Consider the following 11,755-nt stretch of genomic DNA (forward strand, 5'->3'; position numbering starts at 1 on the left):
GGGCGGGCGGGTCTGAGCGGTCAGACGGTGGCGGTTTCGGAGGCTTCGGAGGCTTCGGAGGCGAAGAGTTCGTCGGCGTCGGTGCCGTGGCCGGTGCGGAAGTACGGTGATTTCCGCACCCACTTGGCCCAGGCCGCCGCCAGGATTCCGGTGCCGATCATCAGGCCGGGACAGAGCAGCATGAACCAGCCGTTGTCGGGGTCGGCCTCGAAGTGGTCGGTGGACACGTAGTAGCTGTGGCAGAGGTAGCCGCCGAGGCCGAGCAGTACGGCCGCGCTCAGCGTCGGCAGAATCACGGCACGCACACCCTGCCAGGGGTCCTCGCGGAGCAGGCCGCGGAACCGTACCGCCGCGGCAAGGGCGGTCAGTGCGTACGCGAGCGCGACGACGACGCCGATCGCGTTGACCGCCGCCAGGATCATGTCGCTGAGCGTGGGAATGACCATCGCGAGGAAGGCCATGGCGGCCGCGCAGGCGCCCAGGAGCAGGGTGCCGGCCGCGGGGGTCTTGTACTTGGGGCTGATCCGTCCCCAGACGGGGCCCAGTGTGCGGTCGCGGCTCATGGCGAACATGCCGCGCACCGTGGGGATCACTCCGGACTGGAGCGAGGCGACGGCCGAGAACATCAGGGCGATCAGCGGGAGGGTGGCGAGGGGTTCGGAGGCGAGGCGGTCGCCGAAGAAGGTGAGGCCCTCGGCTCCGTGTCCGGCCAGTTCGGGCTGGGAGAGCACGCGCTGGAAGGCGACCGAGCCGAGGAGGAAGAGGCCGAGCATGGTGAAGAGGGTGATCATTCCGCCGCGGGACGCCTGGCGCGGATCGCGTACCTCCTCGTTCACGGTGAAGGCGGCGTCGAAGCCCCAGTACGCGAAGACCTAGAGCAGCATGCCCTGGGCGAGACCGCTGAGCGAGGGGATGGCGAAGGGGTTGAACCAGTCGAGGCGGAAGGGATGGCTTCCGGCGAAGAGCCCGTAACCGCAGAAGCCGATCAATACGGCGTACTCGAAGATCAGCAGCCCGGTCTGGAAGCGGGCGGCTGTGCGGATGCCGGAGACGGCGGTGAGGGTGACCGCGGCGAGGACCAGCATGCCCAGGACGGTGGTCTGGGCGGTGGAGTCGGGGTCGAGGGCGAGACCGGCGATGTGGTGGAGGCCCGCCTTGCCGATGAGCTGCAGCAGTGCGGATCCGGTCACGGCGGTGGTGTACGCGAGGAAGACGACGGTGCCGGCGATGTTGATCCAGCCGGTGAGGAATCCGAGCCAGGGGCTGAGGGAACGGCCCACCCAGACATAGCCGTTGCCCGCGTTGGGTTCGACCTTGTTGAGGCGGACGAATGCCCCGGCGATGCCGAGGATCGGGAGGAAGGAGAGCAGCATGATGGCGGGCAGGTGCAGGCCGACGACCATGGCGGTCGCGCCGAGGCCGATGCCGATGCTGGTGGTCGCCGCGGTACTGGACGCGGCGATGGCGACCGTGTCGAGCACACCGATCGACCGGGTCAGGGACTGCTGGGGCGGATCCGTGCCAATGGGGCTCTTCGCAGGGGTCACCGTGGGCTCCGCTCTCACCGAGGGGCCGTAACCGGCCCGATGGCTGGATATGAAACTGCCGGCGCCCTTAACAGGTCAATGCCGTTGACATAAGGTGCCGCCATGAGCGAGCGAGTGGTGCCCGCGCCCGGCGCGCGGCGGCGCAGGAGGCCGACCAAGCAAGGGGTCGTGCTCTCCGAGGAGTTGATCGTCGGGACCGCGCTGCGGCTGCTGAAGGAACACGGCGCGGCGGCACTGACGGTGCGGCGTCTCGGGGCGGCCCTGGGGGCGGACCCGAGTGCGCTGTACCGGTACTTCCGCGATACGGACGATCTGCTGCTCGCGGTCGCCGACGAACTCATCGGCCGGGCCCTGCGGGCCTGGCGGCGCACCGGTGACTGGCGCGCCGACCTGCGCGAACTGGGGCTGCTCATCCATGCGGGCGCGCTCGCCCATCCTCAGGCCGCGGTGCTCAGCTCCTACCGGGTCACCGGACGGACGAACGAGATCCGGTCGGTGGAAGCGGGCCTCGGCGTCCTCCGTGACGCGGGCTTCCCCGACCAGGAAGCCGTGGGGATCTATCACGCCTTCATCGACCAGGCACTGGCCTTCGCGGTCCTGGACGCGGCCGCCGAGTCCCTGCCCCGTGAGTCGCGCAGGGCCGACGAGGAGATGTGGCGGGCGACGTACGCCCGGCTGCCGTCGGACACCCACCCGCACATCGCCGCGACCGCGCGCCATCTGGTGGCGGACATGAACCGCAGCGCCTATCCGGCGGCACTGGAGCTGCTGCTCTCCGCGGCGGGCGCGCGACTGGCCTCCTTCACGTCGGGCCGGCGGACGAAGCCCTGACGTTGCCGCGGCGCAGCAGCGCGCTGTCCGTGAGTCCGGCGAGGAGCTTCTGCAGCAGGCTGTACGCCAGGACGGGAAGGAGGACCTGCGGGTAGTCCGGGAGCCGGGTCGCCGCCAGGACCGCGCTCGCGCTGCTGTTGTTCATGCCCGACGCGAAGGTGATCGCCACGGTGTCGGCGTGGGTGGCGCGCAGGATGCGGGCCAGGCCCCAGCCGATGGCGAACGACGCCGTGCACATCCCGGCGGCGGTGACGACGGAGGCGACGAGCAGCGCGGGACGCGGGTCGCGGAGGAAGCCGCCGAGAGCGCCGGAGGCATTGCTGTACGTGAGGAACACGGCGGCGACCAGGCTGATCAGCTTCAGCCAGGGGACGGCGCTGTCCAGACCCCGGCCGCGGAACGCCGTCCGTACGGCAAGGCCCGCGAGGCATGGCGCCACGACGCCCGCCACGGCGAAGGCCCCGCCTCCGGTGCGCGCCATCCGGGTCAGGTCGTCGGAGTAGTGGCCGCTGGTCACGGCGGAGGCGGCGTGCAGGGTCAGCGGAATGGTGAGCGGGCTGATCAGGGTGGAGGCGAGGACGATCCCGACGACCAGGCTGTGGTTGCCGCCGGCCCGGTCGCCCCAGACCGTGGCCCCGCCCGCCACGGGCATGGCGCCGATCAGGGCCATACCGGTGAGCAGCCCGCTGCATCCGTCGCTGTCGGGCAGCAGCCCCAGTACGACGGCCATCATCGGCAACAGCATCAGCGGGACGAGGGTGTTGGCGACGGTCCCCGTGAGCAGCGGCAGCGGCCGGCGCACCAGCGCGGGCAGTTGGCGGGCGGAGATCTGCACGGACGCGGTGAACAGGACGAAGGCGAGCAGCAGCGAGGGCAGCGTCACCGGCATCGGGTGTCCCCCTGGCACCGGCACCGCGCCCAGCCGGGCGTGGCGCACGGCGAGCCCGAAGGCGGGGACCAGTGCCGCTGCCGCGTAGGCGATGAGCATGGTGAGCGTGAGCCTGCGCTGGGCAAGGGTGAGTGCCCGCCTTGCGAGGGAGCCGTTCATGGGCCTGGTGTCCCGTCTCTGGTACGTCGTGTGGAGCGAGCGACGATCAGCGGCTGCTGGTGGCAGCGGCTTCCGGCAGACGTATGGAGGTGCGGAGCAACGGCGCGAGCGCGACGCCGACGGCGATCAAGCAGGCGGCGAAGAGCCAGCCCGCGAGCACATCGCTGGCCCAGTGCACCCCGAGGTAGACACGGCTGAGTCCGACGGCGACGGCCCAGCAGGCGAGCAGTACGCAGACGGTGCGGTGCAGGGCGGCCCGCCGGACCCGGACGAGCACGGCCCAGCCGAGCAGCCCGGCGGCGAGGGCCGAGGTGGTGGCGTGCCCGGAGGGGAAGGCGAAGCCGGAGGCGTGAGTGACCCAGTCGGCGGCGGGGGGCCGGGCCCGCCCGACCGCTTCCATCAGCCCGAAGCGCAGAGCCTGACCGAGCGCGAGAAATGCGAGCGGGGCGGCGACAGCGCAGATCCACGCCCCCCGCACCCCGCGCAGAAAGGCGGGGCCCCGCAGCGCGGGCAGGGGTGCCGCGTCGCGCGGCAGGACCGCCAGCAGCCCCGCCGCGAGGGCGATGACGTACGGCAGCACTCCTGTGCCCGTAGCCGTGACGGCCCGGCCGAAGGCCAGGCCGACCGGCGGGCGGTGATCGAGACCCCAGCTGTGTGCGCCGAGGTCGCCAGGGAGCGGCGCCCCGTTCCGTACGACGACGACCACGGACAGCACTGCCAGCAGGGCGGCGCAGCCCGCCGCGACGGCCACCGGGGCGGTATTCGATGCGGTCGTCGGCGTACGGACGGGGGCCGGTGTGTTCATCCCGTGGCCACCAGCAGGGGCTTGAGCCGGGTGTCGCGGAGGCGATCGACGGCCGGGGCCGCGCGCCGGGCGAGCAGTGCCAGCGGCCAGGCGACGAGGATGCCGGTCAGCAGACCGATGACCACGTCGTGCGGGTAGTGCACGCCGACCCAGACCCGGGACGCGGCCATCAGGAGCGCGGCGGGAATCGCGATGACGGCGAGGCGGCGGTACGCGATGAAGAGAGCGACGGCAGCCGCTCCGGCGATCGCCGAGTGGTTGCTCGGGAACGACCAGTCGCCCAGCGCCGGGCAGGTGTCGAGCGTGACCGTGTGGAGGGTCTGACACGGTCTCTGCTCGTGGAAGAGCATCTTGATCACGTCGTTGGCCAGATAGGCCACGACGACGATGACGGGGACGGCCAGGGCCGTCGCCATGCGCTCGGCGCTGTCGTTCCGCGCGCGCCACCAGGCGACGAGCATCAGGACGGCGAAGAGCGCGAGTCCGTAGTTGGACCAGAAAGTGATGACGTTGTCGAGCCAGTGCGGTGCGTGCTGTGCGAGATCAGTGATCCGGGTGTACAGCCCGCCGTCGAAGGTGGACACGGCGGTTGTCTCCTAGTTGGTCTGCCCGGCGCCGGAACGGGCACGGGCGCGCGAGCGGTTGCGGGAGCGGATCAGTTCCAGGGCGAGGGGGATCAGGGAGATCACCACGACGAGTGCGATGACGGGCAGCAGGTACTTGTCGACGTTCGGCACGGAGGAGCCCAGTGCGTAGCCGCCGAGGACCAGGCCGACTGTCCAGACCACGCCGCCGATCGTCTGCCAGAGCGTGAACGTGCGGGTGGGGACGTTGAGCGCTCCGGCGAGGGGGTTGAGCACGGTGCGGACGACGGGGACGAAGCGCGCGAGGACGACGGCCTTGGCGTGGCCGTACTTCCCCAGGATCTCCTCGGCCCGGGCCGCGCCCTCCTGGATCTTCTTTGACCTGCTCTTCTCCAGCAGCGAGCGGCCGCCGCGGCGGCCGATCCAGAATCCGGTCTGGGCCCCGACGACGGCGCCGACGACGGAGGCGATCAGCACCTGCCAGAGCGAGAGATGCACCGATCCGTGTACCCCGGGAACGCAGAGCAGCCCGGCGGTGAAGAGCAGCGAGTCGCCGGGCAGGAAGAAGCCGATGAGCAGCCCCGTCTCGGCGAAGAGGACAAGGGCGATGCCGAGCGCCCCGAAGGCGGACAGCAGGGAGCCAGCGTCGAGCACGTTAACGGCCAGCGACACGGTGAGCCTCCTCACAGGTACGGTCCGGCGGGGGATGCGCTTCGGCCATGCGGTGGGCCCTCCCATAATGGTCGTGGGGCTGCTTGCTGCCGCACCCCGACTGACTACAGCGATGTAGACGGTCTACAACACTGTAGACGAAAGATCCGGGAGGAGAGTTCCCCATGCCCGACGCGAATGCCGAGCGACGGCCCGCAGGCGAGCTCGAGGCCAGTGTGCTCGCCGCACTCTGGGCCGCCCAGGGACCGCTGACGCCCGCCGAGGTGCAGCACACCCTGCCGGCCGGTCTCGCCCGTACGACCGTGACCACAATCCTCAGCCGCCTGCACGAGAAAGGTGCCGTCGCCCGCACCCGTTCGGGGCGCGGCTATGCGTACACGCCCACCGAGGACTCCCCCGGGCTCACCGCCCGCCGGATGCACACCGAGCTGGAGAAGCTGGAGAAGGAAGAGGACCGTTCCACTGTCCTCGCCCGTTTCGTCTCCCAGCTCAGCGACCACGACGAGCGCCTGCTGCGCGAGCTCCTGGAGGGCGACTCGTCATGATTTACGCGGTGTGGCTGCCCTTTCTACTGCCCCTGATCGCTGTCCCCGCGGCCCGGCGCATCGCCGAGGCCCTCGCGCCGCGACCGGCCGCCTGGCTGCTCACCGCCACCACCGTCGCCCTGGCCCTCTGCAGTACGGCCGCCCTCGCCCTCCTGGTCGTCGCCGGAGCGCTGCTCCTCCCCCCGGTTGCCGCCATCGGCGATCTGATCAAGCCGCTGGCCGGCGGCAACGTGCTGCTCACCGGCCTCGCCGCAGGCGCGGCCGCAGCGCTGCTCTGCTTCGGCGCCACCGTGCTCGTACGGACCGTCCGGCGCCAGACCGCAGAACTCTGCGAGGCAAGACGGCTCATGGGCCGGCCGAAGGCGGGCGATCTGTCCGTACTCCGCGACGGCCGCCCCGACGCGTACGCGCTGCCGGGCCGCCCCGGCCGGATCGTCGTCACCACCGGCATGCTCCAGGCACTTGAACCGGTCGAACGTGAGGCCCTGTTCGCCCACGAGCGGGCCCATCTCAGCGGCCGCCACCACCTCTTCCTCGCCTGCGCCGAACTCGCGGCCCTCTGTCATCCCACGCTGCGCTCGCTGCGGCCTTCCATCGGTTACGCCCTGGAGCGCTGGGCGGACGAATCGGCGGCAGACGCCGTCGGCGACCGTTCCGTGGCGGCCCGCGCGATCGGCCGCGCCGCGCTCGCCGCCCGCAGCGCGCCCTCGCCGCGCCCCAGTGCCGCACTCGCCGCGGCAGCGGGCCCCGTGCCCCGCCGGGTCGCCGCCCTGCTCGACCGCAGGCCCGCCGCCGCCCGGAGCCGCGGCCGTACGGTGCGCGGGTTCGCGGTCGTACTCCTGGCGTGTCTGGCGCTGTCCGCAGGGGCTGCCGTCGAAGCCGGGACCGATCTGCACAGAAGCGTCGAGACGGCCCAGGGCGAAAGCGACAACTGACCCCGCGAACGGCCCGATTGACGATCTTCGTCAATCGATTCACATGCGGGCTCCGCACCGCGGTTACGGTCGGGCGACGCCACCCCACCGGAGGAGACCGATCGTGAGCGACCTGACGCACGGAATGGCCGACATCGAGCCCGGGCTGCGGCTCCACTACGTCACGGCGGGCGACGGCGAGCGCACGGTCGTCCTCCTCCACGGATTCCCGCAGACCTGGTGGGAGTGGCACCGGGTCATCACCCCGCTCGTGGAGGCCGGATTCCGAGTGGTCGCCCCCGACTACCGGGGCGCCGGGCACTCCTGGAAGCCGGCAGACGGCTACGACAAGGAGACCGTGGCGCGGGACATCCACCGCCTGCTCCGCGACCATCTGGGGATCGAGGGACCGCTCGTCGTCGTCGGCCACGACATCGGCCTGATGGTCGCCTACGCTTTCGCCCAGGCCTACCGGGACGAGGTCTCCCACTTGGTGGTGATGGACGCACCGCTGCCGGGGACCGAGGTCTTCGACCGGCTGCGCAGCGACCCCCGCGTGTGGCACTTCGCCTTCCACGGTGCGCGTGACGTGGCGGAGATGCTGGTGGCCGGGCGTGAGCGGCAGTATCTGCAGACCTTCTTCAACGTACGCAATTCCGATCCGTCCGCGATCGGTCCTGCGGACCTCGACATCTACACGGAGGCCTACTCCGCGCCGGGTGCGATGCGCGCCGGCTTCGAGCTCTACCGTGCCTTCGACCAGGACGCGGAGGACAACCGCACGGCCCTGAAGCGGAACGGAAAACTGACCGTGCCGGTGCTGGCTCTGGGCGGCGCCGTCTCCACCTCGGGCTCGCTCCTCGGGGAGATGATGCACGAGGTCGCCGAGGACGTCACCGCACAGATCGTGCCGGGCACCGCCCACTGGATCGCGGAGGAGAATCCGCAGGCGCTGCTCGTCGCTCTGCTGGACTTCCTCGGCAGGGCCTAGCCGTATGGTCTGCAGGATGTTGACCAACTGGGCGGGAAACATCGCCTTCACAGCACAGCGTCTGGACAGTCCGGCCACCCTCGACGAGCTGCGCAAGTCCGTCACGGACAGCGCACGGGTGCGGGTCCTCGGCAGCGGGCACTCCTTCAACGAGATAGCCGACTCCGAGGGGACGCTGCTCTCGGTGGCCGGGCTGCCCCCCGCCGTCGAGGTGGACCGGGCCGCTTCCACCGTCCGGGTGGCGGCGGGCGTGCGCTACGCGGAGCTGGCCCGGCAGGTGCACCAGCACGGCTTCGCCCTGCACAACATGGCCTCGCTGCCGCACATCTCCGTCGCAGGATCGGTGGCCACCGGCACCCATGGATCGGGCAACGAAAACGGCAGCCTGGCCACTGCCGTAAGGGAGTTGGACCTGATCACCGCCGACGGCGAGCTGCTGACGCTGAGCCGGGAGCACGACGGCGAGCGCTTCAACGGGGCCGTGGTCTCCCTGGGCGCGCTCGGGGTGGTCACCTCGCTCACCCTGGACCTGGTGCCCGCCTTCGAGATGGCGCAGCGGGTCCACACCGGTCTGCCGCTGTCCGTACTGGACGAGCATTTCGACGCGGTGACCTCGGCGGCGTACAGCGTGAGCATGTTCACCGACTGGCGCGGGCCGCGTTTCGGACAGGTGTGGCTCAAGTACGAGGCAGGCCGGGAGCCCGAGTTCCCCTGGGCCCCCGAGGCCGAGGGTCCGCTGCACCCTGTGCCCGGCGTGTCGCCCGAGCACTGCACGCAGCAGCAGGGTGTCCCCGGCCCGTGGCACGAGCGGCTGCCGCACTTCAGGGCCGAGTTCACGCCGAGCAACGGCGAGGAGCTGCAGTCCGAGTACCTGGTCGACCGGGCCGACGCCGTCGCCGCCCTGCACGCGGTCGACTCGGTCCGGGAGGCGGTCGCGCCGGTGCTGCAGATCTGCGAGGTACGGACGATGGCCGGCGACGGACTCTGGCTGAGTCCTGCGTACGGCCGGGACACGGTCGGTCTGCACTTCACCTGGGTCAAGGACATGGAGGCCGTGGAGCCGGTGCTCCGACTCCTCGAGGAGCGGCTCGCACCGTTCGCTCCTCGCCCGCACTGGGGAAAGGTCTTCACCGTCCCCACCACGCAACTCACCGACCGTTACCCCAGGTTGGCGGAGTTCCGGTCGCTGGCCAGGGAGCTCGATCCGGCGGGCAAATTCACCAACGCCTTCCTTGCACCGCTCCTCGGCGAGGCCTGACACCCCTTTTCACAACCCCTTTCCGAACCCCTTGTCGAATCCCTGGCCGACGCCATAGCCTGGCGCTGCGCCGGCGTGGCCGACGCAGGGCACGACAGGGGGAACCACCGTGAAACGCACGTCCCGTGACATCCGCACCGCCAACCGTTATGGGGTGCTGCGGCAGATCATCGCCGACTCCCCCGCCTCCCGGCAGGAGGTGGCGGCGGCGACCGGGCTCAGCCTGGCCACCGTCGCCACCCTCGTCGGCGAGCTGCTCGAACTCGGCCTGCTCACCGAGGTCGGCTTCGAGGACTCCGACGGCGGGCGCCCTCGCGGGCTGGTCGCCGTCCATGCGGCCGGGGGCGCGCTGATCGGCGTCGACGTCGCCGAGACGTACATCCATGTCGAACTCTTCGACCTCGCGCTCAAGGTCCTCGCCCGGGCGGACACGGAGCTCAAGCCCGGCATGAAGCAGCCGGATCAGATGGTCGCCCACATCGCGGACGCCATCGCCTCCGTGGTGGTCCAGTCGGGCGTCGAGCCGGGCACGGTGCTCGGCGCAGGGATCTCCATGCCGGGCCAGGTCGACCGCGAGGGCGGTTCCCTGCTGTACGCGCCCAACTGGGACTGGCACGACGTACCGCTCCTCGGGCTGCTGGCCGAGCACGTCGACTACCCCCTCTACCTGGACAATCCGCTGCACGCCTGCACTGTCGCCGAGCTGTGGTTCGGCGCGGCACGCGGCCGCTCGGACGTGGTCGTCGTCAACCTCGGCACGGGGGTGGGCGCCGGCATCGCGCTCAACGGCGAGCTGCACCGGGGCATCACCAACTCGGCGGGCGAATGGGGCCACACGACCCTGGTCCTGGACGGGCGCCTCTGCCACTGCGGCAACCGCGGCTGTGTGGAGACCTACGTCGGCGCGCCCGGCATCATGCGAAATCTGCGCGAACTGAGCCCGGACAGCCCGATGCTGCACCCCGACGACCAGACAGCGACCATCGAGGCCCTCGCCTCCGGAGCTGCCGCGGGCGACCCGGTGGCGGTCGAGGTCGTACGGGAAACCGCTCGCTATCTGGGCGCAGCCATCTCCGACCTGGTCAATCTCCTCAACCCCGAGGTGGTCGTCCTCAGCAGCTGGGTGGCGGGCAAGCTCGGCCGCCCGCTCCTCGACGAGGTCCGCGAGGCGGTGGCCCGCCGTGCGCTGGCCCGTCCGCTGGCCGCCACGGAGATCGTGCTCTGTCCGATCCCCACCGACCCTGTGAGCCTCGGCGCGGCGACCTTCGCGCTCGAGGGATCGCTCGCCTCCGTGGGACAGAAGGCCCCGAGAACAGCCTCGAAGACACTGGGAGACCGAGACCGATGAGCACCCCGTACTACGAAGACGTGTCACCCGGCAGCGGGTCGCTGGCGCCGCGCGCCCACAGCGCCTCCTCGGACGCAAAGTCGCTCTCGCTCAACGGTAGTTGGCGCTTCCGTCTTTCGCCGACGGCCGACGCCGAGGACGAGTCGTTCGCCGCGCAGGGGTACGACGCCGGGAGCTGGCCGGAGATCACGGTGCCCGGCCACTGGGTGCTCCAGGGCCACGGCGCGCCCATCTACACCAACCATCTCTACCCCTTCCCCGTCGACCCGCCGCGCGTGCCGACCGAGAACCCGACCGGCGACCATCTGCGCAGCTTCGACCTGCCGGCCGGCTGGCCTGTCGACGGTGACGCCGTGCTCCGCTTCGACGGGGTCGAGTCCTGCGCCAGGGTCTGGCTCAACGGCGAGCAGATCGGCGAGTTCAAGGGGAGCAGGCTGCCGCACGAGTTCGCGGTGGGCGCGCTGCTGAGGCCCGGCGGCAACGTCCTGGCCGTACGCGTGCACCAGTGGTCGTCGGGCTCGTACCTGGAGGACCAGGACCAGTGGTGGCTGCCGGGCATCTTCCGCGACGTGACCCTGCAGCACCGGCCCGAGGCCGCGGTCCGCGACTTCTTCGTGCACAGCCCCTACGACCACCGCACCGGTGAGGGAACGCTCAGCGTCGCAAGCGATCCGGCCGGCCGGATCACCGTCCCCGAGCTGGGGATCGACCTCGCGACGGGCGAATCCACGACGCTCCCCGTCGAGCCGTGGACCGCGGAGACACCGCGCCTGTACGACGCCGAACTGGCCACCGGCGGCGAGCGGATACCCCTGCGCATCGGTTTCCGTACGGTCGCCGTCGAGGACGGCCTGATCAAGGTCAACGGCCGACGGATCCTTTTCCGCGGCGTCAACCGCCACGAGTTCCACCCCGAGACAGGCCGGACCCTCGACCTCGACACCATGCGCCGCGACGTCGAGCTGATGAAGCAGCACAACATCAACGCGGTCCGCACCTCGCACTACCCGCCGCACCCGGCCTTCCTCGACCTCTGCGACGAGCTGGGCCTCTGGGTGATCGACGAGTGCGACCTGGAGACCCACGGCTTCGTCGAGCAGGAGTGGCGCGACAACCCGGTCGACGACGAACGCTGGACGCCCGCCCTCATCGACCGGGCGGCCCGCATGGTCGAGCGCGACAAGAACCATCCCTCCGTCGTCATCTGGTCGC

General features: G+C 71.0%; 11 protein-coding genes and 1 pseudogene. 7 read left to right on the forward strand and 5 right to left on the reverse strand.

The genetic code is table 11. From position 1 onward, the window contains the following. Positions 1–20: 20 nt before the first annotated feature. Positions 21–1,547, reverse strand: a pseudogene (locus J0695_RS31890) (APC family permease). Between the two features lie 102 nt (positions 1,548–1,649). Here J0695_RS31890 and J0695_RS31895 point away from each other — a divergent pair. Then, positions 1,650–2,378: a TetR/AcrR family transcriptional regulator gene (locus J0695_RS31895; RefSeq protein WP_206967997.1), complete on the forward strand. Its 729-nt coding sequence runs from the start codon at positions 1,650–1,652 to the stop codon at positions 2,376–2,378. On the opposite strand, the gene J0695_RS31900 is transcribed toward J0695_RS31895, so the two are convergent. Genes J0695_RS31900 through J0695_RS31915 form a run of 4 tightly spaced genes read right to left on the reverse strand, consistent with a single transcriptional unit; the run spans position 2,350 to position 5,487 of the window. Next, complete coding sequence (locus J0695_RS31900; RefSeq protein WP_206967999.1) at positions 2,350–3,426, reverse strand: bile acid:sodium symporter family protein; 1,077 nt, start codon at positions 3,424–3,426, stop codon at positions 2,350–2,352. The two genes, J0695_RS31895 and J0695_RS31900, sit on opposite strands and share 29 nt — an antisense overlap. A 46-nt stretch (positions 3,427–3,472) precedes the next feature. Continuing rightward, positions 3,473–4,231: a phosphatase PAP2 family protein gene (locus J0695_RS31905; protein ID WP_206968001.1), complete on the reverse strand. Its 759-nt coding sequence runs from the start codon at positions 4,229–4,231 to the stop codon at positions 3,473–3,475. Next, the gene (locus J0695_RS31910; protein WP_206968003.1) at positions 4,228–4,815 is read right to left on the reverse strand and encodes a phosphatase PAP2 family protein; all 588 of its coding nucleotides are present in this window, start codon (positions 4,813–4,815) and stop codon (positions 4,228–4,230) included. Before J0695_RS31910 ends, J0695_RS31905 begins: the two co-directional genes overlap by 4 nt. Before the next feature lie 12 nt (positions 4,816–4,827). Continuing rightward, complete coding sequence (locus J0695_RS31915; RefSeq protein ID WP_307798831.1) at positions 4,828–5,487, reverse strand: DedA family protein; 660 nt, start codon at positions 5,485–5,487, stop codon at positions 4,828–4,830. Positions 5,488–5,651: 164 nt separating this feature from the next. On the opposite strand from J0695_RS31915, the gene J0695_RS31920 reads away from it, so the two are divergent. The 6 genes from J0695_RS31920 to J0695_RS31945 all read left to right on the forward strand — a co-directional run. Continuing rightward, positions 5,652–6,032, forward strand: coding sequence for a BlaI/MecI/CopY family transcriptional regulator (locus J0695_RS31920; protein WP_206968007.1), 381 nt, complete (start codon positions 5,652–5,654; stop codon positions 6,030–6,032). Continuing rightward, positions 6,029–6,967 (forward strand): M56 family metallopeptidase, encoded by a 939-nt coding sequence (locus J0695_RS31925; protein WP_206968009.1) that lies wholly within the window; start codon positions 6,029–6,031, stop codon positions 6,965–6,967. Before J0695_RS31920 ends, J0695_RS31925 begins: the two co-directional genes overlap by 4 nt. A 103-nt stretch (positions 6,968–7,070) precedes the next feature. Continuing rightward, the gene (locus J0695_RS31930; RefSeq protein ID WP_206968011.1) at positions 7,071–7,937 is read left to right on the forward strand and encodes an alpha/beta fold hydrolase; all 867 of its coding nucleotides are present in this window, start codon (positions 7,071–7,073) and stop codon (positions 7,935–7,937) included. A 16-nt stretch (positions 7,938–7,953) separates the two neighbouring features. Beyond that, the gene (locus J0695_RS31935; protein ID WP_242553456.1) at positions 7,954–9,195 is read left to right on the forward strand and encodes an FAD-binding protein; all 1,242 of its coding nucleotides are present in this window, start codon (positions 7,954–7,956) and stop codon (positions 9,193–9,195) included. 109 nt (positions 9,196–9,304) lie between these two features. After that, the gene (locus J0695_RS31940; protein ID WP_206968015.1) at positions 9,305–10,543 is read left to right on the forward strand and encodes an ROK family protein; all 1,239 of its coding nucleotides are present in this window, start codon (positions 9,305–9,307) and stop codon (positions 10,541–10,543) included. Continuing rightward, the coding region (locus J0695_RS31945) for a glycoside hydrolase family 2 TIM barrel-domain containing protein (protein WP_277990060.1) at positions 10,540–11,755 on the forward strand (1,216 nt) is incomplete at its 3' end. The genes J0695_RS31940 and J0695_RS31945, both read left to right, overlap by 4 nt.

This window comes from Streptomyces beijiangensis, from assembly GCF_017315755.1.
GTDB classification, from domain to species: domain Bacteria; phylum Actinomycetota; class Actinomycetes; order Streptomycetales; family Streptomycetaceae; genus Streptomyces; species Streptomyces beijiangensis.